Source organism: Streptomyces rimosus subsp. rimosus, assembly GCF_000720725.1.
GTDB lineage: Bacteria > Actinomycetota > Actinomycetes > Streptomycetales > Streptomycetaceae > Streptomyces > Streptomyces rimosus_A.
This window is the reverse complement of record NZ_JOCQ01000022.1, coordinates 70,930-95,094: the sequence shown is the minus strand read 5'-3', so window position 1 is coordinate 95,094 and position 24,165 is coordinate 70,930. Positions and strand designations below refer to the sequence as shown.

20 protein-coding genes are annotated in these 24,165 nt (G+C 72.9%); 10 read left to right on the top strand and 10 right to left on the bottom strand.

The genetic code is table 11. The annotated features are described in order from the left end of the window. Positions 1-110 precede the first annotated feature (110 nt). Entirely contained in the window at positions 111-4,412 is a 4,302-nt protein-coding gene (locus IH45_RS0114320; RefSeq protein WP_078897530.1) for a polymorphic toxin-type HINT domain-containing protein, read from the top strand. Positions 4,413-4,421: 9 nt separating this feature from the next. Continuing rightward, entirely contained in the window at positions 4,422-4,682 is a 261-nt protein-coding gene (locus IH45_RS0114315) for a MafI family immunity protein (protein WP_030666860.1), read from the top strand. Positions 4,683-4,971: 289 nt separating this feature from the next. On the opposite strand, the gene egtD is transcribed toward IH45_RS0114315, so the two are convergent. The 4 genes from egtD to egtA all read right to left on the bottom strand — a co-directional run bounded on the left by egtD (position 4,972) and on the right by egtA (position 9,560). Further along, positions 4,972-5,934, bottom strand: coding sequence for an L-histidine N(alpha)-methyltransferase (gene egtD, locus IH45_RS0114310; protein ID WP_030666859.1), 963 nt, complete (start codon positions 5,932-5,934; stop codon positions 4,972-4,974). Then, positions 5,931-6,686, bottom strand: coding sequence for an ergothioneine biosynthesis protein EgtC (egtC, locus tag IH45_RS0114305; RefSeq protein WP_030666857.1), 756 nt, complete (start codon positions 6,684-6,686; stop codon positions 5,931-5,933). Before egtC ends, egtD begins: the two co-directional genes overlap by 4 nt. A 133-nt stretch (positions 6,687-6,819) precedes the next feature. Further along, entirely contained in the window at positions 6,820-8,136 is a 1,317-nt protein-coding gene (gene egtB / locus IH45_RS0114295; RefSeq protein WP_030666855.1) for an ergothioneine biosynthesis protein EgtB, read from the bottom strand. Next, on the bottom strand, positions 8,133-9,560 hold the full coding sequence (gene egtA / locus IH45_RS0114290; RefSeq protein WP_078897528.1) for an ergothioneine biosynthesis glutamate--cysteine ligase EgtA: 1,428 nt from the start codon (positions 9,558-9,560) through the stop codon (positions 8,133-8,135). Before egtA ends, egtB begins: the two co-directional genes overlap by 4 nt. 490 nt (positions 9,561-10,050) lie before the next feature. Here egtA and IH45_RS0114285 point away from each other — a divergent pair, with 490 nt between their 5' ends. After that, the gene (locus IH45_RS0114285) at positions 10,051-10,563 is read left to right on the top strand and encodes a phosphatase domain-containing protein (RefSeq protein WP_030666850.1); all 513 of its coding nucleotides are present in this window, start codon (positions 10,051-10,053) and stop codon (positions 10,561-10,563) included. A gap of 96 nt (positions 10,564-10,659) precedes the next feature. Here the strand turns inward: IH45_RS0114285 and IH45_RS0114280 are convergent, their stop codons facing one another. Then, complete coding sequence (locus IH45_RS0114280; protein WP_030666848.1) at positions 10,660-11,229, bottom strand: ATP-binding protein; 570 nt, start codon at positions 11,227-11,229, stop codon at positions 10,660-10,662. A gap of 7 nt (positions 11,230-11,236) precedes the next feature. Beyond that, positions 11,237-11,845 (bottom strand): CGNR zinc finger domain-containing protein, encoded by a 609-nt coding sequence (locus IH45_RS0114275; protein WP_030666846.1) that lies wholly within the window; start codon positions 11,843-11,845, stop codon positions 11,237-11,239. 151 nt (positions 11,846-11,996) lie between these two features. Here IH45_RS0114275 and IH45_RS0114270 point away from each other — a divergent pair, with 151 nt between their 5' ends. Next, positions 11,997-12,845, top strand: a complete 849-nt coding sequence (locus tag IH45_RS0114270; RefSeq protein WP_030666844.1) for an alpha/beta fold hydrolase — start codon at positions 11,997-11,999, stop codon at positions 12,843-12,845. A 42-nt stretch (positions 12,846-12,887) separates the two neighbouring features. On the opposite strand, the gene IH45_RS0114265 is transcribed toward IH45_RS0114270, so the two are convergent. After that, positions 12,888-13,748: a class I SAM-dependent methyltransferase gene (locus tag IH45_RS0114265; RefSeq protein WP_050514829.1), complete on the bottom strand. Its 861-nt coding sequence runs from the start codon at positions 13,746-13,748 to the stop codon at positions 12,888-12,890. A 258-nt stretch (positions 13,749-14,006) separates the two neighbouring features. Here IH45_RS0114265 and IH45_RS0114260 point away from each other — a divergent pair, with 258 nt between their 5' ends. Next, positions 14,007-15,122 (top strand): selina-4(15),7(11)-diene synthase, encoded by a 1,116-nt coding sequence (locus IH45_RS0114260; protein ID WP_030666840.1) that lies wholly within the window; start codon positions 14,007-14,009, stop codon positions 15,120-15,122. 39 nt (positions 15,123-15,161) lie between these two features. Here the strand turns inward: IH45_RS0114260 and IH45_RS0114255 are convergent, their stop codons facing one another. Both IH45_RS0114255 and IH45_RS0114250 read right to left on the bottom strand, forming a co-directional pair. Then, positions 15,162-16,799: a phytoene desaturase family protein gene (locus IH45_RS0114255; protein ID WP_030666838.1), complete on the bottom strand. Its 1,638-nt coding sequence runs from the start codon at positions 16,797-16,799 to the stop codon at positions 15,162-15,164. Between the two features lie 52 nt (positions 16,800-16,851). Further along, complete coding sequence (locus IH45_RS0114250) at positions 16,852-17,307, bottom strand: SRPBCC family protein (RefSeq protein ID WP_030666836.1); 456 nt, start codon at positions 17,305-17,307, stop codon at positions 16,852-16,854. Between the two features lie 183 nt (positions 17,308-17,490). Between IH45_RS0114250 and IH45_RS0114245 the strand changes: the two genes are divergently transcribed. Together IH45_RS0114245 and IH45_RS0114240 are read left to right on the top strand one after the other, a co-directional pair. Then, positions 17,491-18,393 (top strand): SDR family oxidoreductase, encoded by a 903-nt coding sequence (locus IH45_RS0114245; protein WP_030666833.1) that lies wholly within the window; start codon positions 17,491-17,493, stop codon positions 18,391-18,393. 121 nt (positions 18,394-18,514) lie between these two features. Further along, entirely contained in the window at positions 18,515-19,702 is a 1,188-nt protein-coding gene (locus IH45_RS0114240) for a glycosyl hydrolase family 18 protein (RefSeq protein WP_050514828.1), read from the top strand. On the opposite strand, the gene IH45_RS0114235 is transcribed toward IH45_RS0114240, so the two are convergent. Further along, the gene (locus tag IH45_RS0114235; RefSeq protein ID WP_030666830.1) at positions 19,646-20,527 is read right to left on the bottom strand and encodes a helix-turn-helix transcriptional regulator; all 882 of its coding nucleotides are present in this window, start codon (positions 20,525-20,527) and stop codon (positions 19,646-19,648) included. The two genes, IH45_RS0114240 and IH45_RS0114235, sit on opposite strands and share 57 nt — an antisense overlap. 182 nt (positions 20,528-20,709) lie before the next feature. Between IH45_RS0114235 and IH45_RS0114230 the strand changes: the two genes are divergently transcribed. From IH45_RS0114230 to IH45_RS0114220, 3 genes are read left to right on the top strand one after another with little or no spacing between them, the layout of a single operon-like run. After that, positions 20,710-21,705: an NADPH:quinone oxidoreductase family protein gene (locus IH45_RS0114230; RefSeq protein ID WP_030666829.1), complete on the top strand. Its 996-nt coding sequence runs from the start codon at positions 20,710-20,712 to the stop codon at positions 21,703-21,705. Beyond that, on the top strand, positions 21,705-22,919 hold the full coding sequence (locus IH45_RS0114225; RefSeq protein ID WP_030666828.1) for an acyl-CoA dehydrogenase family protein: 1,215 nt from the start codon (positions 21,705-21,707) through the stop codon (positions 22,917-22,919). Before IH45_RS0114230 ends, IH45_RS0114225 begins: the two co-directional genes overlap by 1 nt. Continuing rightward, on the top strand, positions 22,916-24,070 hold the full coding sequence (locus tag IH45_RS0114220; protein ID WP_030666827.1) for an acyl-CoA dehydrogenase family protein: 1,155 nt from the start codon (positions 22,916-22,918) through the stop codon (positions 24,068-24,070). Before IH45_RS0114225 ends, IH45_RS0114220 begins: the two co-directional genes overlap by 4 nt. The last annotated feature ends 95 nt before the right edge of the window (positions 24,071-24,165 follow it).

Below are 24,165 nucleotides of genomic sequence, written 5' to 3'. Positions count from 1 at the left end.
CTCGAACGCATCGTGTGTCCGGGCAGGGCAGGGGACATTTCTGTATCCATTGACTGAGGGGGGTACTTCCCTTGATAGCCAGATTCCGGCCCAGAGCCGGACGGTCACGTATGGGCGTGACCGGAACCATGAGCAAGGCCGTCTCCGCGGTCGTCGCCATGGCGGTGCTGGGCGTGACGGCGACCGAAGCCGTCGCCGCCGTGCCCGCCAAGCCCGCTGAGAAGTCATCGTTCGCTCAGGCGATGGCGACGCTCGATGCGGCCATGGCATCGCTGCCGAAGCCCGCCGCCACGACGCAGCCACCCGGCAAGTCCAAGCTGGAACAGCTCAGCGCGGAGCGCGACCGGCAGTTGGTCGAGGACTACGCGGACGGTGACCCGGAAGAGGAAGTCAGGGAAGCCGCCAAGAAGGCCCTGGCGAGCGATGACCCGAACGCGATCCGGGAATTCCTTGAGCACGGCATGGCCGAGGCCCGCAAGCGTGCCGAGGAAAAGAAGAACGACAACGACGCCGAGAACCGCAAGAAGATCGAGGCGATGCGCGGCACCGGCGGGCCGCACTTCAACGCCGAGGTCGAGCGCGTACTGGGACCCAAGGCCACGGCCAAGGACCGCGCGGACTTCCTGGCTTTCGGCGCGCAGATCGCGCGGGACCAGGACACGAAGGACGAGAAGACCGCGAAGGAGCGCGCGGCCGAACTCCGCAAGCGTGTGGAGATGCTCGCCACGGTCGGCGGCCCCCATGTGCAGGCGGCGGCCAAGGCCGCGCTTGCCACCGGCGACGACGCGGCCATCACAGAATTCCTGGAAAAGGGATATCTGGTCGCCGCACAGAAGGACGCCGACGACCAGGCGGCTCAGGAGAAGGCGCTGAAGGAGGCCCAGGAGGCCGCCGAGAAGCTGGCTGAGCTGGCCCAGAAGACCAAGCGCGCGGCCGAGGCCCGTACCAAGCTGATCGGCTATCACGGGGATGCCGTCAAGGCCCTCAAGGACGCGTCCAACGCCATGACGTCGGCCGCTACGGCCGCACGTCAGGCCGACCGGATGGTGTCTGCCGACCGGGCCGGAAAGCGACTGTCCTCGTACGACGAGGTCAAGACCGAGGTGGCCCGCCAGGTGGGCTACGCGACCCAGGCGTCCAAGGCCGCCCAGGTCGCCGCCGCCCAGGCCAAGATTCAGGCCGACATCCTGGTGGAGACCGGGCTGACCCACGGCACCGAGTGGTCCGAGGTCGCCACCGGCATCGCGGCGGCTGCCGACGCGGCGGTCAAGGCGAGCGAGACCGCCCAGCACGCGGTGGACGCCACGGCCGCCGACGCCGCGGCGCTCAACTCCAAGAACGCGGCCGAGGCGCACGAGCAGCAGGCCAAGCAGTGGCGCGCCAACGCCGAGCAGCACGCCAAGGCGGCTGCCACGATGGCCGCGGCCGCCGAGAAGCAGGCCAAGATCGCGGCCGACGCCGCCGCCCGGGCCAGGACGGCCCGTATCGCGGCGGAGAAGGCCGAAGCGGAGGCGTGGGAGCACGCCAAGAAGACCCGTGCGGCCCGTCTTGAGGCCGAGCGGCAGGCGAAGATCGCCGCCGAGCAGCGGCAGATCGCCGAGCGGGAGCGCGCGCTGGCCGCCGAGGCGCGGAAGCGCGCCGAGAGCGAGCGGGACGCCGCCGCTGTGGCACGGGCCAAGGCCGAAACCGAGGCCCGTACCGCTTCGGCTCTGCGGGCAGAGGCCCAGTCGGCGGCCGCCACCGCCGCCTCGGCGCGCGCGAGCGCTGCCGAAAAGGAGGGCATCGCCGCCAAGGCGGACGAGCGGGCCCGAGGTGACGAGAAGGCGGCTCACGAGGCTCGGGACAAGGCGGTCCAAGCCGAGCAGGCCCACCGTGCCGCGGAGGCCAAGGCGAAGGCCACCGAGGCGATCGCCGCCTCCGGCCGCGGCACTCGCGACGCCGCTGAAGCCCGGGCCGCGGCGGACGGCGCGCGCCAGGATGCCAACACTGCGGGCGCGGCGGCCACCCAGGCACGCAGCGCCGCCGACGGTGCCAGCGGCGCGGCCGTACGCTCTCGTGCCGCGGCGACCGAAGCCGCTGGACACGCCGCCCGCGCCCGCGCCGCGGCCGCCGAGGCCACCGCGCACGCTGCCAAGGCCAACGCCGCCGCGAACAAGGCCGAGGCTGCCGCCGCCGCAGCCAACGCCGCTGCGAACAAGGCAGAGTCCGAGGCCGCCGCCACGCACGCCGCGGCGCAGCGAGCCAACGCCCAGGCCGCAGAGGCCACCGCCCAGGAGGCCCGCGCGGGCATCGCCGCCCACGAGTCCGCCCGCCTGGCCGATCTCGCCATGAGGGAGGCCGCCAACGCCCTCAACGCAGCCAACCGCACCAAGGAAGAAGCCGAGGGCGCGGTCCGCGAGGCCGCGATGGCCCGGCTCCAGGCCACCACCGCCGTACAGGCCTCCACCGCCGCCCGCAGCACGGCCGCCGGCATCGCCGACCCGGCCAACACCGCCATCGAGCTGACTACCCCGTTCTCCGGCTCGGACGTCGACGCGGACTTCGCCGCGCAGGTGGCCAAGGCCGCCCTGGAGACCGGCAAGGAGCAGGTCGAATCGGCCGAGGCCAAGGCCGCCGAGGCGCTCAAGGCGGCCAAGGACGCCGAGGACGCCGCCAAGCGGGCCAATGCCGAGGTTGCGCCGGCCTTCAAGGCCGCCGCCGACGCGGCGACCTCCGCGGCGAACGCGGCACGTTCGTCCGCCAGCGCCATGAAGTCCGCCGCCCAGGCGGCCGACGACGGCGCCAAGGCGAGGGCCGCCGCGGCCAGCGCGAACAAGGCAGACGCCCAGGCGCAGGCCGACGCGAAGGCCGCCCGCCAGGCCGCCAACCAGGCCTACGCGGACGCCAAGGCGGCCCGCCAGGCAGCCACCGCCGCTGAGGCCGAGGCATCCCGCGCCCGCGGGGCCGCAGCCGAGGCCACCCAGCACGCCAACGCGGCCGCCAGCGCCGCCGACAAGGCCGAACACGAGGCCACCGTCGCCCAGGGCGCCGCCAAGCAGGCCGAAAGCGACGCTGCCGCCGCCGGCAAGCTGGCCGACTCCGCCGAGGAGCACGCCAAGTCGGCAGAAGCCTTCGCGAAGAACGCCAACCAGTACGCCCATGAGGCGGACCAGGCCGCCAAGAAGGCGGAGGCCTACGAGCGGGAGCAGGAGCGCAAGCGGCGCGAGGAGGCGCTGAAGGAAGGGGGCAGCAAAGATGACTCCGTGCTGACTCTGGCTGATGACCGAGCGCTCAAGAAAGCCGGCATGACGCGAGAGGAGTTCCAGCTGGCTCGGGTTCTTGAGGAAGACGGTTTTCTGGGTTTTCTCAAGGAACAAGGTGGCGAAATACTCGTCAGCCTGCTCGGCCTCGACGACATTCAGAAGTGTTTCACCGAAGGGGACATAGAGAGCTGCATCTGGACGCTCGTCGGTGCTCTCCCTTGGGGTAAGGCCCTCTTGGCCATCAAGGAGTTCCCTGCGGTCTCCAAGGCTATTTATCGCACGGTCACGGGGATCGGTAAGTTTATTGAGGAGTCCGACAAGGCCAAGAAGCTGATCCGCAAGGGTCGGGAGATCATCGAGAAGGCCCGGCAGACTCCTCCTTGCGTGGCGAAGAGCAATAGCTTTACGCCGGAAACGTCGGTCTTGATGGCCGATGGCGCATCTAAGCAGATCAAGGACGTACAGGTCGGTCAGCAGGTTCTGGCCACCGATCCTGAGTCCGGCCGGACCGCAGCGCGGGCGGTTACCGACGTGATCGTCGGTGCAGGAGAGAAGCACCTGGTAGAGGTCACCATCGACACCGATGGCAAAGCTGGGAACGCTACCGGATCCGTCAAGGCTACCGAGGCGCACCCCTTCTGGGCGGACAACCGTGGGCAGTGGCTGGACGCCAAAGATCTCAAGGCGGGCGATCGGCTTCGTACTTCTGACGGCGATCTGCGCGAGGTCGTAAGTATCCGTGCATGGACCGAGGTGCGTAAGGTCTACAACCTGTCTGTAGCGGGCATCCACACGTACTATGTGATGGCAGGTGGGACTCCTGCGCTCGTCCACAACGCCAACTGTCCTGGGGTCGGGCGTGAACTGCTGGGTGATGATGCCCAGCACATTCTCGATGGGCACGCCTATCCGGGGAAGCCTGGCAAGACGATCTTCCCGAAGGAATGGAGTCACGACGATGTTCTCGATGCCGTGGCAGAGGTGGCAACAAGCCCGAGCAGCAAGCGCGTATGGAAGACCGGCTCTCCTAAGTACGCGGAGAGGACCCTCAAGACAAAGAAGGGAGACCCTGCCGTCCAGGAGATCACAGGAGTGGTGCGAGGAGTGACCATCGAAGTCCGCTACGAGCCGCTTACCGGTAAGATCCTTACAGCCTTTCCGCGGGAATGAGTGTAGGAAATGGAACGATACCTGTACGTGAGGGCTTTGATCTCGCAACTCCTTGAGGAGTCTCCTCTGACTTCGGTCGAAGTCATTGCTGACGTTCGGCATCTGATGAGCGTGGGTGAAGAGGAGCTGGCCTTCGATACCATGTGCTCGTGGCTCTACGAAGATTCCCTTCCGATCGCCCCTGCCTACTATGAGCGTCTGGTCTCCGCTGCCAACGAGATAGGCAGTCCGAGATCCGTGGACAAACTCGACGAACTCATCGAGAGGTGATCGTGGAATTTCGAGCAATGCCGGGAGTTCCCAGGGTCTGCTCGAAATTCCTGTAAGGAATAGTGAGAAGCCCCACCAAGTGTCTCTTGGTGGGGCTTCTGTGCGGAAAAGGCTGGCTCTTGGCGATATAGACGATAGCCAGCGGTCAGAGCGGCAGATCAGCAATGAGTACCGATTGCGGCACGACGCTGCCGTGACCGTACTTGCGTGCGCTGCATGAGGGGAATCGCGTTGGTGTCGTGCTTACGGAGGCGTGACGGTCAGGTGTGTACGTACAGCTCCGCTCCACTCACCCCCGCACAGCCAACGAAACCCCGAACCTCCCCTCCCCATCCGTCCACCACCGGCTCATCTCGAACTCGGCTGCGCCCAGTTCCTCCCGTACGCCTTCCTCGCGGAACTTGGCTGATATCTCCGTCCTGATCTCCTCCCCCTCCGCAAACGGCACCGCCAGATCCAGCGCCGGCACCTTCACCGTCAGTTCCTTCTTCGCCCGCAGCCGCATCTCGATCCACTCACGCTCCGCGTTCCACAGCGCCACATGCTGGAAGTCCGCCGGATCGAAGTCGGCTTCCAGTTCTCGGTTGATGACGTTGAGGACGTTCTTGTTGAATTCGGCGGTTACGCCGGTCGGGTCGTCGTAGGCGGCGACCAGCGTCGCCTCGTCCTTGACCAGGTCGGTGCCCAGGAGGAGGGCGTCGCCGGGGGACAGCAGGTCGTGCGCGGAGCGGAGGAAGGTGGCTCGTTCTTCCGGGAGGAGGTTGCCTATGGTGCCGCCCAGGAAGGCGAGGAGGCGGGGGCCCGGTGTGCCGGGGAGGGCGAAGCCCTGTTGGAAGTCGGCTACCAGGGCGTGGACGGTGAGGGTGGGGTGGAGGTCTAGGAGGGCTTCGGCGGCGGAGGTGAGGGCGGATTCGCTTACGTCGACCGGGACGTAGGTGTGCAGGCCGGTCAGGGCCGCGATGAGGTGGCGGGTTTTTTCGGAGGAGCCGGAGCCGAGTTCGACCAGGGTGCGGGCGCCGGTGGCGGCGGCGATGTCGGTGGAATGGGTGATGAGGATTTCGCGTTCGGCGCGGGTCGGGTAGTAGTCCGGCAGGGTGGTGATTTCGTCGAAGAGTTCGCTGCCGCGGGCGTCGTAGAACCATTTCGGGGGGAGCTGTTTGGGGGTGCGGGTCAGTCCGTGGGCGACGTCGGCGCGGAGCGCGGCGGTGGTGGCGTCGGCGGGCAGGGTGCGGGTGACGGTGAGGGGACTCACGCGGCGGGCTCCTTGAGCGGGGTGAGAAGGACGTCGGTGGGCGTGGCCGCGAGCAGCGTGTACGGCGGGACCTCGGTCCAGTGGGGGGAGGCGTCGTACGGCTCGGAGGCGACGGTGGTGCTGCGGCCGGGTTCGGCGAGGTAGTAGAGGGAGTCGCCCCAGGTGGTCGCGGCGATGGTGGCGCCGTCGGTGAGGAGCAGGTTCAGCCGGGCGCCGGGCGCGGCGGCGGACACCGCTGCGACGGTGTCGGCCAGTGCCTCGGCGGGGTCCATGCCGGCGCTGAGACGGTGGTGCACCAGAGCCCAGAGGAAGGCCGAGTCGCAGCGCGCTTCGAGGGACAGCAGGCGGTGCGGGGGCAGGTCGGCGGCCAGGTGGGCGACTGAGCCGGGCCAGCCGGGGACGGCGCCGTTGTGGCTGAAGAGCCATGGTCCGTCGGCGAACGGCGCGGCGGCCGCCTCGGCGTCCGCGCCGGCGAAGGTGGCGTCCCGTACGGCGGCGAGCAGTGCGGTGGTGCGCACCACCCGGCACAGGTCCAGGACGCCCGTGTCGGCCCAGATGGGTCCGGCCTTGCGGTAGCGGGCGGGCACCGGGTCGCCGGGCGCGTACCAGCCGATGCCGAAGCCGTCCGCGTTGACCGTGCCGTGGATCTGGTGCCGGGGCTGCCAGGACTGGCGGTACAGGCCGTGGGAGGGTGTGGTGATGAGGTCGCCGAGCGGGACCTCCGGGCCGAGGTAGGCGATGTGGCGGCACATCAGTACCGCCTCCCTCGGCCGCGAGAACCTGCGGGAGTGGCTTCCGGTGGCGCTGGGGAACTGGCAGGCGTGTCCTCCGGTGGCGCTGGGGAACTCGCGGGCGTGTCCTCCGGCGGCGTCGGTTCCGGGGCCCTCATGCGCCCACCGCCCCGGCGTCCCGCGCCGTGCGGAAGCCGGAGAAGATCTGGCGCCGTACCGGCAGGTCCCAGTTGCGGAAGGTGCCCCGGCAGGCGACCGGGTCGACGGCGAACGAACCTCCGCGCAGCACCTTGTACGGCCCGCCGAAGAACACCTCCGAGTACTCGCGGTAGGGGAAGGCGGCGAAGCCGGGGTAGGGGAGGAAGTCGCTCGCTGTCCACTCCCATACATCGCCGATCAACTGCCTTACGCCGAGCGGGGACTGGCCGTCCGGGTAGCTGCCGACGGCGGCGGGGCGCAGGTGCCGCTGGCCCAGGTTGGCGTGCATGGGGCCGGGGTCCTCGTCGCCCCACGGGTAGCGCCGCGACCGGCCGGTGACCGGGTCGTGCCGGGCGGCCTTCTCCCACTCCTCTTCCGTGGGCAGCCGCCGCCCCGCCCACCGCGCGTACGCGTCGGCCTCGTACCAGCTCACGTGCAGGACCGGTTCGTCCGCCGGCACCGGCTCGGTGACGCCGAAGCGCCGCCGCAGCCACTGGCCGCCCTCCCGGCGCCAGAACAGCGGGGCGTGCAGGCGGTGTTCGCGTATGTGGTTCCAGCCTTCGGGGGACCACCAGCGCTCGTCGTCGTATCCGCCGTCCTCGATGAAGTCCTGGTACGCGCCGTTGCTCACCGGTGTGGTGTCTATGAGGAACGACGGCAGGAGGCGGCGGTGCGCGGGGCGTTCGTTGTCCAGGGCCCATGGTTCGGTGGAGGTGCCCATCGTGAACGGGCCGCCGGGGACGAGGACTTCGGTGGGCAGGATGCCGTCGGAGGTCACCGGCGGCTCGGGGGCCGTCAGCGCGGCCGGGCCGCGGCGCAGCTGGTGCGTGATGAGCATGGTCTCGTCGTGCTGCTGCTCGTGCTGCGCGATCATGCCGAACGCGAAGCCGGAGTCGAGCAGCGGCTCGCCGCGCAGCGGGCTGCTGTCGAGGACGTCCAGGACCCGGCTCCGTACGTCCGTCACATAGCTGTGCGCCTCGGTGGGCGGCAGCAGGGGCAGGGACGGGCGCTCGGCGCGCGGGTGCTCGAAGGCGTCGTAGACGGAGTCGATGTCCGGGCGCAGGGCGTTCTGCCGGCCGACCGCGCGCAGCAGCCACTGCTCCTCCTGGTTGCCGATGTGCGCCAGGTCCCAGACCAGCGGCGACATCAACGGGGAGTGCTGGGCGGTGAGGTCGTGGTCGTCGACGCAGGTGGTGAGCAGGTGGGTGCGGTCGCGCGCGGCGAGCAGCGCTCGCGCCGCGCGTTCCCGGAGCGATTCGGGATCGTGGGTCACAGGCTGTCCTTCCCAGGGGTGAGCTCGTCCTCGTACGCGGCGTCCGGCGCTGCCGGTAACCCGGTGGGCGGCGCGGGTACGGGCGGCCGGGGCGGCGGCGCGGCGGGTGCAGGTGCGGGCTCGTCCGTGTACGCACCGTCCGCGTGTGCCTCGTCCGCGTACGGACCATCCGTGCACGGCCCATCCGCGTACGCCCCGTCCAGCAGGTCGTCCGCCGGGCAGCGCCCGCGTGCCACGTACTGCTCGGTGAACCGGGCGACCGCGCCGGTCACCTCGGCCGAGGCGCCCAGCCGGGGCAGCGCCTCCTGCGCGATGGTGAAGCAGGCCAGCGCGGCGGCGTGCAGCTCGGGATCGGTCAGTGCGCCGCGGGTGGCGTGCCGCCACAGCGGGTTGCGCGGCGCGGGCCGTGCGCCGGCCGTCTCCGCGAGCGGCTTGACCACGCGGTACGCGCTCTCGGCGGCCTCGGGGTCGTCGAACAGCGCGGCCGTGACGGCCAGCGGCACGATCCAGCCGCCGTCCCCCGGCTGCGCGTCGATCATGCGCAGTTCCAGGTGTCCGCGCGGCCGTACGGGCGGGAAGAGCGTGGTGACGTGGTAGTCGAGATCCTCCTCGGTGGGCGGGCGCGGCGCGCCCGTACGGACCCAGTCGCGAAACGTCAGCCCCTCCGGCGCGTCCCAGGGGCCGTCGTCGCTGCGTACGCACATCACGGGCGCGTCCAGTACGTATCCGGCCCAGGCGGTGCGCGGGTCGGGGCCCTCCGACGGGGCGAGGGTGCGGCCCGGGTCCATCTGCGACCACACCACCTGGCGGGTGGAGCGGTAGCCGGTCGGGCAGCCCTCGCTGACCGGCGAGTTGGCGAAGGCGGCGACCAGTACCGCACCCAGCAGGTGCGCCAGTCTCCAGCGGCGGCCGAGCCCCAGCGGACCCGGCTCCTCGTGGCCCGCGTCCACGCAGACCTGTACGGAGGCGGTGCCGCACATCATGGACCGGCCGGCCGCGCCCCAGCGGTCGAAGTACGCCTCCATGGCGTTGTACCGGGGATCGGTGAGCACCCGGCGCGGCGGGTGCCAGGGATTGTGGCCGTGCCCCGCCATGCCGAGACCCAGCTCCCGCATGGCGGGACGCACCAGGGCCAGGTCGGCCGAGACGGCCTCGATGCAGGCGGTGAGGGAGGTGGCGGGCAGCGAGCTGAGCTCCAGCTGGCCGCCGGGTTCGAAGGTGAGGGCCGACCGCAGGGGGAGGGCGCGGAGTGCGGCGGCCGCTTCACGGTGTCGTACGGGGTCGACGGGACATCGGGGATTGCGGGCGTCGTGCACGAGCCATTCGATCTCGACGCCTATGTAGCGAGGTGGTCCGGTCTTGAAGCAGATGCCCCGCAAATGGGCCTCCAGCTCCGCCTCCGTGACCGCCGGACGTGCAGGCATGGGCTCCAACTCCTTCGGGCCGGGACGGCGGCTGCCGTCCGACGGCGGAATTGCCGCCCTCCACCTAATCGGGTGGGGACGGTGCGCTCAAGGGCACATTCTCGTCGGCCCGGCGCCCGTGCGCGAGGGCACGCACCGGCGCGGGACCGTTCGGAGAGCCCCCGCGGCCGTTGCTGCCTGGGAGTTTTCGGGGAGGAAGAAGGTGCCGGTGGTTCGATTCTTTGTACGAATTTGGGATGCGGTCAGGTGCGGACCGGCGGCCCCGTGGGCCGTCCGGCGCCAGTAGGCATCCACGGACGGCTTGACGCCCAGGGTGAGCCCGCCCCGACGCGTCCTCCCGGGCCCGGCGCTTCTCCCGGCCCCGCGTCACCGGCGCGCCCACCGGCCTCACGTACGATCCATTCGACCGCCGGAACGACGGAATTCGGCCACCGTACGCAGATCGCCGCCACACGAGCGGCAGCCGTCCGCGCCGGAACGAAGGGACGCGATGACGAGAACGGGAAGAGGCGGGCGCGGCGCGGCGTCGCGGCCCCTGGCGGTGTTCGACCTCGACGGCACGCTCGCCGACACCGCGCACCGCCAGCGCTTCCTGGAGCGCAGGCCGCGCGACTGGAACGGTTTCTTCGCCGCCGCGCCCGACGACCCGCCGCTCGCGCAGGGCGTGGCGCTGGCCCGGGAGAGCGCCGAGGACTGTGAGGTCGTCTACCTCACCGGCCGCCCCGAGCGCTGCCGCCGGGACACGCTGGCCTGGCTCGAAGAGCACGGCCTGCCCGAGGGGCGTCTGTACATGCGTCCGGACAACGACCGGCGTCCGGCCCGTCACACCAAATTGGAACTGCTGCGCCGCATCGCTGGTGGCCGCGACGTACGCCATGTCGTGGACGACGACGAACTGGTCTGCGTCGCCTGCGAACAGGCAGGTTTCCCGGTCGTACGGGCCCGCTGGGCGGAGCCCTCCGCCGAACTGAAGGACGCGCAGGAGCGGGAGGGGCGGACCTGAGGCGTTCGGGGGCGGCGTGCCCCGGCGGTGCGCGGTTCGCCGACCGCGTCGTTACGAGGGCGTATCGGCGTCACGCGCCGTTCCGGCCGGCCGTCTTCATCCCTCGTACTCCTCGCATCCCTCGAACCGGAACCGCCGCGCCGCCTCCGCCGCCCCCGTGCCCTGCGCGCGGCCCGGGACCTCGTGGACGGTGCTGATGCCCTCCGCCAGAAGGTGGCGGGTGTCGGCGGTGTCGCGGAGCAGTGCCGCGTAGGCGGAGATCTCCGCGTCCGGGACGCGTTTGGCGCGTTCGCGGCTCTGGAGGAGCAGGACCGGCTCGTGCGGCGCGAAGCGGAGCGCGGTGACCGGGACGCCGAACTTCCGCGCGATGGCCAGCAGTCGTTCGCGGCCCCGGGGCAGTACGTTCGTCGCGTCGATCAGGACGGTGCGCCCCTCGTGCAGCCGCTCGGCGACCCGGCGGTCGCGCTCCTCGAAGACCTGTGCGTCGACCGTGCCCCGGTCGACACCGGGGCCGAACAGCTCCTCGGCGATGGCGTCGCTGGACACCACGGCCTCGGCGGGCAGCCGGCCCTGCGCGACCAGTTGCCCGGCGAAGGTGCTCTTCCCGGCGGCCGGCGCTCCCACGAGCAGGACCACTCCGGCCGGGACCAGCACAGGAGTCTCCATCGCACCATCATCCACCGCCGTCCGGGCGGGGTGAACGCCCCGTCCGTGCCAGATGGCGGCGGGCCTTGGCGCGGTTGCCGCACCGCTCCATGGAGCACCAGCGGCGGTTGTGCGCGGGGGAGCGGTCGACGAAGCGCAGGGCGCAGCCGTCCGCGCCGCAGACGCGCACCCGCCGGACCTCGGGCGAGGGCAGCAACGCCACCGCGTCCTGCGCGACCAGGGCGAGACCCGCGGTCAGGTCGGCGGGGGACAGGGCGGGTGCGATCGCGTGCGACAACTTGCCGTTTTTTACGGTCAGTTGAGGGGCCGGGAGGGGGAGCGCGGCCGCTGTGCTGTTGATGAAAGCCAGGTCGGTGGGGGCGGGAAGCGCGCCGTCGGCCGCCGCGAGCACCGCCCGGTCCAGCGCGTCGCGCAGCTTCCGCGCCAGGTCGAGTGCGTCCGCGTCCCGTGCCGAGGGGCGGGCCGTGCCGGTCACCCCGGCCCACTCCAGCCACCGCCGCAGGTCCTGCGGTACGGCCAGTGTCTCGCGCGGTACGCGCGCCCGGTTCCGCAGCGTGTTGGCGAAGTCCAGGCACAGCCGCCCGCCGCACCGGAGCCACGCGTCATCGCTCGACATGCTTGCCACTGTAATAACCCCCTGAGAGGGTTAGGAAGTGCGGGCCTTGGAGCGGTCCGGTGCGATGTCGGCTGCGGAACTGCGCGGGAGGCAACTGGTGGTGGACGGTACGACCCCAGGCGGTACGACCCCAGACGGTACGACCACGGGCGTGGCCCAGGTGAACGGCGTACGGCTGCACTACACGAGGGCGGGCTCCGGGCCGCTGGTCGTGCTGCTGCACGGCTGGCCGCAGACCTCCCGCTGCTGGTGGCCGGTCCTCGGCGAACTGGCCCGCAGCCACACCGTGGTGGCGCCCGACCTGCGCGGCTACGGCCGCAGCGACAAACCCGCGACCGGTTACGACAAGCGGACGATGGCCGCCGACATGGCCGGTCTGGTCGAGTCGCTGGGGTTTCGGAGGGCCGGTGTCGTCGGGCACGACCGCGGCGCGCGGGTCGCCCACCGCTGGGCGCTGGACCGGCCCGAACAGGTGGAGCGGATCGCCGTCCTGGACATCGTGCCGACCCGCGAGGTGATGCGCCGGGTGGACGCCACCATCGCCTCCGGCTACTGGCACTGGTTCTTCCACCTCCAGCCCGACCTGCCCGAACGGCTGGCCGGACAGGACGTGCGCGGCTACCTGGAGTACTTCTTCGAGCGCTGGACCTACAACCGGCACGCGCTGACCGACGAGGCCGTGGACGCGTACGTGACGGCGTTCTCCCGCCCCGGCGCGCTGCGCGCGGGCTTCGACGACTACCGGGCCGCGGAGGCCGACACCGCCCTGGACGACGCGGACTTCGCCGAGGGGCGGCTGCTGACCGTACCCGTACTGGCTCTGTGGGGAGCGGCCGGTCTGCCCGCGCAGCTGCCGACGCTGGACATCTGGCGGGACCACTCGGCCCGTCCTGAGCAGGTCACCGGCGCCGAGATCCCGGAGTGCGGGCACTTCATCGCGGAGGAGGCGCCGGAGGCGCTGCTCGCGCACTTGCGGGAGTTTCTGGCGAAGTCGGCGTGATCCAGGGGGTGTCCGGCCGGAGTACGTGTGAAGGGGCGCTCCTCATGCCTGCCCGCTGGCCAGCAGGGCGGTGTGGGGGAGTGCGAGCAGGCCGTCCGGGCCCGCGAACTCCGCGCACAGCGCGTCGTACTGGCGCCTGACTTCGGTGACGACCTCCGGCGGCTGACTCAGCAGAATCTGCCCGGCCGACGCCAGCCCGGCGGCGGGCCCGCTCCACCACTGCTCGGCGGTCACCCGGTGCTCCCAGGCAAGGGGCTCGCAGCGGACGCCGCTGAGGCCGGATTCGCGTAGGAGGCGGGCGAAGCCCTCTTCCGTACGCGGAAAGTCGTCCTCAGGGGCGAGCGCGGGGAGGTGGGCAGGCCGGGTGGCGCCGGCGGCCTGGAGGGCGCGGCCGAACAGTGCCTGGCCGGGGGCCGGCGGGGCCGCCCAGATGGAGAGCGCGATCCGGGCGCCCGGCCGCGCGACCCGGCGCAGCTCGGCGAGCGCCGCGCGGGGGCGTCCGACGTGGTTGAGCACGAAATTGCCCACCACGGCGCCGAAACAGCCGTCGGCGAAGGGGAGGCGGGGCAGCGCGGCGACGCACACGGCAGCGGCCGGGGCGGCCCCGGCTGCGCGGGCGGCCATGCCGGGGTCCGCGTCCACGGCCGTCACCGCGGCGCCCCGGTCACCCGCGGCACGGGCGGCGGCGCCGGTCCCGGTCCCGGCGTCGAGCACGCGCAGGCCGCGGCGTATCTGCGCCGCGTCGAGCAGCGCGGGCACCGGGCGGGCGCAGAGCGCGGCGAAGCTCCGCTCGTACGCCGCGGCCCGCCCGGCCCAGGCCCGGCGCTCCGCCTCGTCGAAAGGGGTGGAGGTTGTCAAGGAGTTTCCCTCCCGGCGTCCAGTTTGTGGCCGACCGGCATTCATTTTGCGGCCGATGCCCCGTCAGGGGGCGGCGACCGGCCGGGCATACGAGCCGCCCGGCCGGACGCTTGCGGTGCGGAAGGCCAGGTGCCGACGGGAAACGGACGCTGCCCCTCCATAAACTTGTCATAGACACCAAGACGCTATTGGATCAGGGGGCCGGGGTGCGTACTATGCGCCATAGTTGATCGGTCAAGAGCCGGACTGTCCGGTTCCGTACCCGGCCGAGTGTGCCGTGCCGTTGCTGAGAGGTGGTCACGAGTGGGACCCGAGCTGACCGTTCCGCCGACCTGGTCGCCCCTGCCGCCCGCCGTCCACCCCCGGCACCTGGAGATCGAAGCCCGGACGACAGCATGGGCGAAACGTTTCTCCATAGGCTCCGACGAGCTGCGCGGGCGTCTGGTCACCCATGGGATCGGCGGCTTCGCCGCGCGCGTCCTGCCCGACGGCCGGGAGGAGGTCGTCTCCCTCCTCGCGGATTTCGTGCTGTGGCTGTTCGGCGTCGACGACGGCTACTGCGAGGAGAGCGACCTCGGGCACGACCCGGGGGAGCTGACGGGCGTACTCCACCGGCTGCTGCGCGTCGCGCAGAACCCCGAGTCACCGACCCTGCCGGGCGACTGCCTCGCCGAGGGGCTGCGCGACCTGCGGCAGCGGGTGTCCCGGTACGGCACCGCGGGCCAGGCCGCGCGCTGGATCGACGCCCTGCGCGAGTACTTCTTCTCCGTCGTGTGGGAGGCGTCCTACCGGCGCTCCGGCACCGTGCCGAGCCTGCCCGACTACACCCTGATGCGCCTGTACGACGGGGCGACCTCGGTCGTCCTGCCGATGCTGGAGATGGGGCACGGCTACGAACTCCAGCCGCACGAGCGCGAGCACACGTCCGTGCGCGCCGCGGCCGAGATGGCCTCCTTCATCATCACCTGGGACAACGACATCTTCTCCCACCACAAGGAGAGCCGCGGGACGGGCTACTACCTCAATGTCCTGAAGGTGCTGCAGAACGAGTACGGCACCTCCCAGGAGGAGGCGCTGACCACGGCGATCGCCCAGCGGGACCGCGTGATGACGCTGTTCATGCGGCTGAGCGCGCACCTGCGGCAGCAGGGCAGCCCGCAGCTGCGCCAGTACCTGCACAACCTGGGTACGTTCATCCGCGGGTCCCAGGACTGGGGCATCACCTCCCGGCGCTACACCACCCCGGACGACCCGGCCCGGCTGCCCTCGACACTGTGCTCCACGCCCACCGACGAGAGCCGCGCGCCCCTGGACATCCCGGTCATCTCCTGGTGGTGGGGCCTGGTCCCGGACAACGACGCAGCGCCGTACGAGATGCCGGAGGAGGCCCGTACGCCCGCCGGGTCGGTCTCGGCCTGATTCCGGCGCGCGGCACTCCGCCTGCTTCCCCGGCGCCCGTCACTCCGTCGGATCGTCCGGCCGCTCGCCGAGCCGGTTACGGCCCGTCAGCGACCGCTGGAGACGGCTGAGCGCGCTGCTCGGCGACCGCTTGCGCAGTGCGGCGCGCGCTGCGTTGGCGCCGGGCGCGCCGTGCACACCGCCGCCCGGATGCGCGCCGGCCGATGCGAGATACAGGCCCTTGACCGGCGTCTCCGGGCGCCCCGTGCCAGGTACGGGGCGGAAGACGAGCTGCTGGTGCATGGCGGTCGTACCGCCGTTGATGGCGCCGCCGTGCAGATTGGCGTCCAGGGCCTGGAGCGTGGGCGGCGCGAGGATGCGGCGGGCCCGGATGCGGCTGCGGAAGCCCGGCGCGTACCGCTCCACCTGCTCCTCCACCCGGTCCGCCATCGCCTGCCGCTCGCCGTCGTGCCAGGCGCCGGTGATGCCGTCCTCCCCGGCGTCCGCGCGGACGTCGTGCGGGACGTGGGTGTAGGCCCAGGCCGACTCCGTACCGGCCGGTGAACGGGTGGCGTCGGCGGTGGTCATCTGCCCGAAGAGGGCGAACGGCCGGTCCGGGACCCGGCCCGCCGCCAGCTGCGCCGCGAACCGGGTCAGTTCGTCGACGCCGTCGGCCAGGTGCACGGTGCCCGCGGTCGCCGCCCCGGGCGCGGTCCAGGGCACCGGCCCGTCCAGCGCCCAGTCGACCTTGAACGTCGCGAAGTCCCACTGGAAGCGGCGCAGGTCGGCCAGCAGCCGGGTGGGCAGGTGGCGGCGGTCGACCAGTTCGCCGTAGAGGGACGGTACGGAGACGTCGGCCAGCACCGCGCGGCCCGCCGGCACCGTCTCACCGCCCGCCGTGCGCACCGCCACCGCGCGGCCCGCCCGTACGACCACCTCGGTCACGCGCTCGTCGCAGCGCAGCGCTCCGCCGCGCGCCTCCAGCCGCCGCACCAGGGCCTCGGTCAGCGCGCCCGCGCCGCCGACCGGCACCGGGAAGCCGTACGCCTGGCCGAGCATGGACATCAGCCAGCCGAAGCCGCCGCTGCCCGCGGCCTCCGGCGCGAGGTCGGCGTGCAGGGCGTTGCCCGCGAGCAGCAGCCGGCCGCCCTCGCCGCCGAACTCCTCGTCGCCCAGGCGCCGCACGGGCAGCACCAGCGTGCGGGCCAGCCGCAGGCCGCCCGCGCTGCGCAGCCGGGTGGCGAGCCGGGCCGTGGCCACCACCGGCGGGAACGGTGTGAACAGGGCGTTCAGGATGTCCGGCCCGACCCGGTCCCAGATCTCGCAGAGCCGTCGCCAGGCGTCGCCGTCGCCCGCCGCGAAGCGGTCCAGCCCGTCGGCGGTGGCGGGCATCCGGCGTTGCAGCACCGCGCACCGGCCGTCGGTGAGCGGGTGGGCCAGGACGCTGGGCGCGTGGCTCCAGCGCAGCCCGTGGTCCTCCAGGCGCAGCGCGGCGAGCACGGGGGAGGCGGCGGCCAGCGGGTAGAAGGAGCTGCACAGGTCGTTGACGTAGTCGGGGTGGACGCCCCGGTCGCTGCGGACCGCGCCGCCCGCTTCCGGCTGCGCCTCCAGGACCTCCACGCTCCAGCCCGCGTCGGCCAGCAGATTGGCGGCCACCAGCCCGTTCGGGCCCGCGCCGATCACCACGGCGTCCGGCATGGCCGCCTCCTTCCCGCCGGAGCCGGGCCCCGTACGCCCGCGTGCCGCGCCATCACGCCGTCTCGCGAGGCTGCCGGGAACCGCTTTCCACGAGCCTGGCCAGCCGCTTGAGCATGCTGCGGTGCCGGAGCTGGAACAGGGCGTCCAGGACGGTGTTGTGCAGCAGCCCGCCGGGCCCCTGGAGAGGGTGCTCGTCCATGATCACCAGGGCGTGGTCGCCCCAGGGACGGATCTCGACGGCGATCCGCGCGGTGCCCAGCGCGCCGCTGTCCACCTCCAGCTCCAGCTCCTTGGGCGGCTCGCAGCGCCGCACGACGGTCCGGCCGCTCAGCGACAGCGGCCCCAGCCGGACGCTGTAGCTGATCGTCGATCCCAGCTCCGGCCAGACGCCCTCGCACGGCTGCGACCGGTACGGTCCGACCACCCAGTCCTGGTACCGGCCGCCGTCGGCGAGCACCGCCCACACCGCGTCCGGGTGCTTCTTGATCAGCTGATGTCTTACCGCCATGCGGTCTCCAGTCGGCGTGTGCTCGCCGGCCCAGGCCGGTCCCTTTCCTCCGGCCTCCGGGTGCCCATTAAGCGCCGGACCACACGGAACGGTCGCGCCGGGCTCCGGTGCCGCCACGGCGTTACGTTGGACGGACCGTCCCCGTACCGGCCGGGCACCGCACGCAGACCGTGGAGGACCGACATGAGCCACGACCTTCCCCTGCTCGGGCGCACGGCCGTGGTGACCGGCGCGGCGCGAGGCCTGGGGGCGCACATGGCGCGTTCACTCGTACGGCGGGGCGCCGACGTGGCCCTGCTCGGTCTGGAGGAGGACGAGCTGGAGCGGGTCGCGGCCGGTCTGCCGGGGCACGCCGCCCACTGGCCGGTGGACGTGACCGACGAGGACGCGATGGACCGCGCCGCCGCGCTCGTGCAGCGCCGCTTCGGCCCGCCGTCCATCGTCGTCGCCAACGCCGGGGTGGTGGCGGGCGGGCCCTTCCTCGACACCGACCCGGCCGTCTGGCGCCGCGTCGTCGAGGTCAACCTGATCGGCAGCGCGGTGACCGCCCGCGCCTTCCTGCCCGCGCTCCTGGACACCCGGGGCTACTTCCTCCAGGTCGCCTCCCTCGCGGCCCTCGGCCCGGCGCCGATGCTGTCGGCGTACTGCGCCTCGAAGTCCGGGGTGGAGACCTTCGCGCAGGTGCTGCGCGCCGAACTGGCGCACCGCGGGGTGGGCGTCGGGGTCGGGTACCTCAGCTGGGCGGACACCGAGATGGTGCGGGCGTCCGACCGCCGGGCGGCGATGCGGGAGCTGCGCGCGCACCTGCCCTGGCCCGCCTCGAAGACGTACGACGCCGGGCCGGTGGCCGACCGCCTGGCGCGCGGAATCGAACGGCGGTCCGCCGCGGTCTACGCGCAGCCGTGGCTGCGCGCGGGCCAGGTGGTGCGGGCCGTCCTGCCGGGCATCGTGACCGAGGGTTCCCGCCGCGCGTTCCTGCGCCTGGCCGGCCGTGCCGACCTCACGGCGACCGGCCTGCTGGGGGCGGGGGGCCGGGCGGCGGAGGCTTCGGGGGCCCGCCGTTCGCCCGGCGACGTCTGCGGCTGACCGCTGCGCGTACGGGACCTGACGCGGCTGCCGGGCCCGTACGCCCGGAGGGCGGGTCCTGGCGCGGCCGTTCGGCGCAATCCGCGCGACGGGAGCGCCACGCCCGGGACAGGCTCGGGGCATGGATCATGCATCGGCTGCCCGGGCGCGGCTCGGGATCGCGTTCCTGCTGGCGGCGTCCGGGGTGGCCGCCGCGCTGCCGCCCGGGGCCGCGGCCCAGGGCCGTACGGGGGGCCGTGCGGCTGCCACGGCCGCGCACCGGGCCCCCGCCACCGCGCCGCCGCCCGCCACCGAGGACGGCCGCACCGACGGCACCGGAGAGGCGGCCGGAGCCAAGGCGCCCGGCACGGGGACGGGCCGTACGGTCTCCGCCTGGCTGCCCTACTGGGGCGACACCCGGGGCGCCTACCGCGACGCCCTCCAGCACGCCGCGCAGCTGCACACCGTCAGCCCCTTCTGGTACCGGGCCACCTCCGCCACCACCATCAAGGGCCAGCCGGGCGCGGGGGACCGGCAGGTCGTCGCCGGACTGCACAAGGCCGGCATCAAGGTCGTGCCCACCGTCAACGAATCCATGGACGCCGCCACGATGGCCGCCCTGCTGCACGACCGGACCCGCCGCGGCGCGCACATCAGGGCGCTGCTGCGGCTGGTGGCCTCGCGCGCGTACGACGGCGTCGACCTCGACTACGAGACGATGGCGACCACCGGCACCGCCCGGATGCGGGACCGGGTGCGCACCGGCTACGCGCTGTTCGCCGACGAGCTGTGCGCCAAGCTGCACGCCCGGGGCAAGAGCTGCGTGATCACGGTCATGGCCCGCACCGCCAACTCCGGCAAGGCGTACGACTACGCGCGCCTCGGCAAGGCCGCCGACCGTGTCCGGATCATGGGCTACGACCTGCACTGGGCCGAGGGCTCCCCGGGCCCGCTGTCCTCGCTCGCCTGGTACGAGGAGTTCCTGCGCTACGCCACCGGCACCGTGCCGCGCGACAAGCTGGAAATCGCCTTCCCCGGTTACGGCTGGGACTGGACCCGGGGCGTCAAGGCCCGCGCCAAGCATCTGACCTGGAAGGAGGCGGAGGCGCTGCGCCGCCGCAAGGGCGTGGCCTACCGCTTCGACACGAAGTCGGGCACGCCGCACTTCACGTACAAGGCGGGCCGGGCCGTGCACGAGGTCTGGTACCAGGACGCGCGCGGCGTCGCGGCGCACCTGTCGCTGCTGCGGAAGTACGGCGTGCGCAACGCCGGGCTATGGGCGCTCGGGTTCGAGGACCCGCGGTTCTGGAACGTGCTGCGCGGCGAGTAGCCGCAGCGCCGCCTCGGACGGCGAACCGGGCCGGGCGCTGTACATCAGCAGGCCCTGCCCGGAGCCGTCCGGCGTCTGCATCAGCTCGAAGTCCAGCTCCATCGCGCCGACCAGCGGATGGTGGAAGCGCTTGGTGCCGAAGGTGCAGTTGCTGACGCCGTGCCGGGCCCACAGGGTGCTGAACTCGGTGCTCTTCATGGACAGTTCGCCGATCAGCCCGGCCAGCTGCCGGTCGTCCGGGTGCTGCCCGGCCGCCATGCGCAGCGCGGCGACGGCCCGGCGGGTCTCCGTCTCGCGGTCCGGGTACAGCTCGCGGGTGTGCGGGTCGAGGAACAGCAGCCGCTGGGTGTTGGGGCGGTCCAGCGGCCGACCCGGGCTGTCGAGGTCCAGGTGCCCGGCCAGCAGCGCATGCCCCAGCGGGTTCCACGCCAGCACCTCGAAGCGCCGGTCGAGCGCCACGGCCGGCACCCCGTCCAGGGCGGCGAGCAGCTGGAGCACCCCGGGGCGCGCCTTGTCGGGCCGTACGGACGGGCGGCGGCGGGCCTTGGCGGGGCGCGCGAGGTCGCGCAGGTGCGCGCGTTCGTCCGGGGTCAGCCGCAGGGCGCGGGCCAGCGCGTCGAGGACGCCGTCCGAGGCGTTGTGGCTCTGGCCCTGTTCGAGCCGTGTGTAGTACGCGATGCTCACCCCGGCCAGCTGCGCCAGCTCCTCGCGGCGCAGGCCCGGTACGCGGCGCCGGCCGCCGTAGGGGACCAGGCCCACGTCCTCCGGCTGGAGGCGGGCGCGGCGGGTCCTGAGGAAGTTGCCCAGCTCGGCAGGTGTGTCCATGCCGGACAGTTTCGTACACCGGGGCGCGGTGAGCCTGACCCTGCCGGTACCAGGATCCGGGCGGGCGGCCGGCCGCCCGGAACATCGGCTATTCCCCGCGGGATACCGACCGCTTAGTATGCCGATGGCCGCGGGGCCGGTTCCCCGCGCTCCCCGCGTACCCGAGGTCTGTGGAGGCACCAGTGAAGGCATGGCGCGTACACGAGAACGGCGAGCCTCGTGAGGTGATGCGGCTGGAAGAAGTGCCGGACCCGCAGCCCGGGCCGGGGCAGCTGCTGCTGCGGGTGCGGGCCGCCAACGTCAACTTTCCCGACGCGCTGCTGTGCCGCGGCGAGTACCAGGTGCGCCCGCCGTTCCCGTTCACGCCGGGCGTGGAGATCTGCGGCGAGGTGCTCGAAGCGGGCGACGGCGCGTCCGCGGAGGCGGGCGCCCGGGTGCTGGCCCAGCCCCCGCTGCCGGACGGCGGCTTCGCCGAACGCGTCCTGGTGGACGCGGCGACCGTACGCGCCGCACCGGACGCCCTGGACGACGCGGAGGCCGCCGCGCTGCACATCGGCTACCAGACCGGCTGGTTCGGCCTGCACCGCCGGGCCCGGCTCCAGGCGGGCGAGACCCTGCTCGTGCACGCGGCGTCGGGCGGTGTCGGCAGCGCCGCCGTCCAGCTCGGCAAGGCCGCGGGCGCGCGGGTCATCGGCGTGGTGGGCGGCTCCGAGAAGGCGGCCGTCGCCCGGGAGCTCGGCTGCGACCTGGTGCTGGACCGGCGTACGGACGACATCGTGGCCGCCGTCAAGGAGGCGACCGGCGGCCGGGGCGCGGACGTCGTCTACGACCCGGTGGGCGGCGACGCGTACGCCAAGTCCGTCAAGTGCGTGGCCTTCGAGGGCCGCATCGTGGTCGTCGGCTTCGCCAGCGGCGCCGTACCGGCCCCCGGCCTCAACCACGCCCTCGTGAAGAACTACACGATCCTCGGCCTCCACTGGGGCCTGTACAACACCAAGGACCCGGCCGCCGTCGACGCCTGCCACGAGGAGCTGGCCAAGCTGGCCGCACAGGGCGTCATCAAGCCGCTGATCGGCGGCCGGGTGCCGCTCTCCGGCGCGGCCGAGGCCGTGCAGCGGGTCTTCGACGGCACGACCACCGGCCGTCTGGTCGTCGTCCCCGGACTGGAGGAGGCGTGATGGCGGAGCAGACCACGGAGGCCGGGCGCCTCACCGCCGATGAACTGCGCACCCGTACGGCCGACTTGCTCGCTTCCCACCCGCCCGCCGACACCGCCCCGCTCGACTTCCTGCGGGCCCGCTTCGACGCCGGGCTGGCCTGGGTCCACTTCCCCCGCGGCCTGGGCGGGCTGGAAGCGCCGCGCGCGCTCCAGGCCGTGGTGGACGCCGAGCTGGAGGCGGCGGGCGCGCCGGACAACGACCCGCGCCGTATCGGCATCGGCCTGGGCATGGCCGCCCCCACCATCCTCCGCTTCGGCACGGACGAGCAGAAGCAGCGCTTCCTGCGCCCGCTGTGGACCGGCGAAGAGGTCTGGTGCCAGCTGTTCAGCGAGCCCGGCGCCGGGTCGGACCTGGCCGCGCTCGCCACCCGTGCCGTACGGGACGAGGACGGCACCGGCTGGGTGGTGGACGGCCAGAAGGTGTGGACGTCCAGTGCCCACCTGGCCCGCTGGGCGATCCTCATCGCCCGTACGGACCCGGAACTGCCCAAGCACCGCGGCATCACCTACTTCGTGTGCGACATGACCGACCCCGGCGTCGAGGTGCGTCCGCTGCGGCAGATCACCGGCGAGGCGGAGTTCAACGAGGTCTTCCTGACCGGCGTACGGATCCCCGACGCGCACCGCCTCGGCGAGGCGGGGGAGGGCTGGAAGGTCGCGCAGACCACGCTCATGAACGAGCGGGTGGCGATCGGCGGCTCCCGCCAGCCGCGCGAGGGCGGCATGATCGGCGTCGCCGCCCGGGCCTGGCGCGAACGCCCCGAAGCACGCACCCACGACCTCCACCAGCGGCTGCTGCGCCACTGGGTGGACGCCGAGGTCGCCCGCCTGACGGGGGAGCGGCTGCGCCAGCAGCTCGCCAAGGGGCACCCCGGGCCCGAGGGCAGCGGCATGAAGCTGGCGTTCGCCCGGCTGGCCCAGCAGATCAGCGGCTGGGAGGTGGAGTTCCTGGGCGAGGACGGGCTGGCGTACGACGACTGGACGCTGCGCCGCCCCGAGGGCGTGGACTTCACCGGACGCCAGGCCGGCTACCGCTACCTGCGGGCCAAGGGCAACTCCATCGAGGGCGGCACCTCCGAGGTGCTGCTGAACATCGTCGCCGAACGCGTCCTGGGCCTGCCGCCCGAGCCGCGCACCGACAAGGACGTCGCCTGGAAGGACCTTCCCCGATGACCGCTCCGAGCGGGGCCCCGGCCCCCACCGAACCCGATCTCCTCTACTCGGAGCCGGAGGAGGACCTGCGGGCCGCCGTCCGCTCGCTGCTCGCCGACCGCGGCGGCCCGGCCGCCGTCCTCGCGGACCTGGAGAGCGGCCGGGCGTACGACACCGGGCTGTGGCGCCAACTGGCCGCCGACATGGGTACCGCCGGGCTGCTGGTCCCCGAGAAGCTCGGCGGGCAGGGCGCGAGCGCCCGCGAGGCCGCCGTCGTCCTGGAGGAACTGGGCCGTGCGGTGGCCCCCGTGCCGTATCTGACCAGTGCGGTCCTCGCGGTGACGGCGTTGCTCGGCTGCGAGACCGACCGCCCCGAAGTGGCCGCGCCGCTCGCCGCGCTCGCCGAGGGGCGCAGCGTCGGCGTGCTCGCCGTACCCCTGCCGACGGCTCCCGGCACCCTGCCGGAGCCGGCCGTACGGGCCGACGCGGACGGCACGCTGAGCGGCGAGGTGACCGGCGTCGCGGACGCGGCCGCCGCGGACGTGCTGCTCGTACCGGCCGACGGCCCGTACGGATACGCGCTGTACGCCGTGGACGCGACGGCCGACGGCGTGCGCGTCGAACCAGGTGTCCCGCTCGACCTGACCCGCGTACCGGCCCGGATCACCCTGGACCGCGCCGCCGGGCGGCTGCTGGCCGGACAGGACACGGCCCGCGCGGCAGTGACCGGGGCGCTGCTGACCGGCGCGGGGCTCCTCGCCTCCGAGCAGCTCGGCATCGCCGAATGGTGCCTGGCCGCAACCGTCCGGCACACCGCGCAGCGCACCCAGTTCGGCCGCCCCGTCGGCTCGTTCCAGGCGCTCAAGCACCGGATGGCCGCCCTCTGGCTGGACGTCGCCTCGGCCCGCGCTGCGGCCCGCAATGCCGCCGACGCGCTGGCCACCGGCAGCCCGGACGCGCCGGTGGCGGTGGCGGTCGCCCAGGCGTACTGCGCGCCCGTCGCGGTGCGCGCGGCGGAGGAATGCATCCAGCTGCACGGCGGCATCGGTATGACCTGGGAACACCCCGCCCATCTGTTCCTCAAGCGGGCCAAGGCCGACGAGACCGCCCTGGGCACGCCGGGACGGCACCGCGCGGCGCTTGCGGAACTGGTGGACATCCCGGCTCCGTAGCCGCTTCCCGCTAACCGGTCGGTCAGGCAACTGACCGATCGGTTAGTCTGCTGCCGAACGCGCCGCGACACGCGGGCGGCGGACGACGGCAAGGG

Coding starts and splice junctions, on each gene's coding strand:
- IH45_RS0114220 (WP_030666827.1), top strand. CDS start 22,916: ATGACCGCTCCGAGCGGGGCCCCGGCCCCCACCGAACCCGATCTCCTC.
- IH45_RS0114235 (WP_030666830.1), bottom strand. CDS start 20,527: ATGGACACACCTGCCGAGCTGGGCAACTTCCTCAGGACCCGCCGCGCC.
- IH45_RS0114315 (WP_030666860.1), top strand. CDS start 4,422: ATGGAACGATACCTGTACGTGAGGGCTTTGATCTCGCAACTCCTTGAG.
- egtA (WP_078897528.1), bottom strand. CDS start 9,560: ATGCCTGCACGTCCGGCGGTCACGGAGGCGGAGCTGGAGGCCCATTTG.
- IH45_RS0114240 (WP_050514828.1), top strand. CDS start 18,515: ATGGATCATGCATCGGCTGCCCGGGCGCGGCTCGGGATCGCGTTCCTG.
- IH45_RS0114280 (WP_030666848.1), bottom strand. CDS start 11,229: ATGGAGACTCCTGTGCTGGTCCCGGCCGGAGTGGTCCTGCTCGTGGGA.
- IH45_RS0114265 (WP_050514829.1), bottom strand. CDS start 13,748: ATGAATGCCGGTCGGCCACAAACTGGACGCCGGGAGGGAAACTCCTTG.
- IH45_RS0114225 (WP_030666828.1), top strand. CDS start 21,705: ATGGCGGAGCAGACCACGGAGGCCGGGCGCCTCACCGCCGATGAACTG.
- egtC (WP_030666857.1), bottom strand. CDS start 6,686: ATGTGCCGCCACATCGCCTACCTCGGCCCGGAGGTCCCGCTCGGCGAC.
- IH45_RS0114320 (WP_078897530.1), top strand. CDS start 111: ATGGGCGTGACCGGAACCATGAGCAAGGCCGTCTCCGCGGTCGTCGCC.
- IH45_RS0114255 (WP_030666838.1), bottom strand. CDS start 16,799: ATGCCGGACGCCGTGGTGATCGGCGCGGGCCCGAACGGGCTGGTGGCC.
- IH45_RS0114285 (WP_030666850.1), top strand. CDS start 10,051: ATGACGAGAACGGGAAGAGGCGGGCGCGGCGCGGCGTCGCGGCCCCTG.
- IH45_RS0114245 (WP_030666833.1), top strand. CDS start 17,491: ATGAGCCACGACCTTCCCCTGCTCGGGCGCACGGCCGTGGTGACCGGC.
- IH45_RS0114275 (WP_030666846.1), bottom strand. CDS start 11,845: ATGTCGAGCGATGACGCGTGGCTCCGGTGCGGCGGGCGGCTGTGCCTG.
- IH45_RS0114250 (WP_030666836.1), bottom strand. CDS start 17,307: ATGGCGGTAAGACATCAGCTGATCAAGAAGCACCCGGACGCGGTGTGG.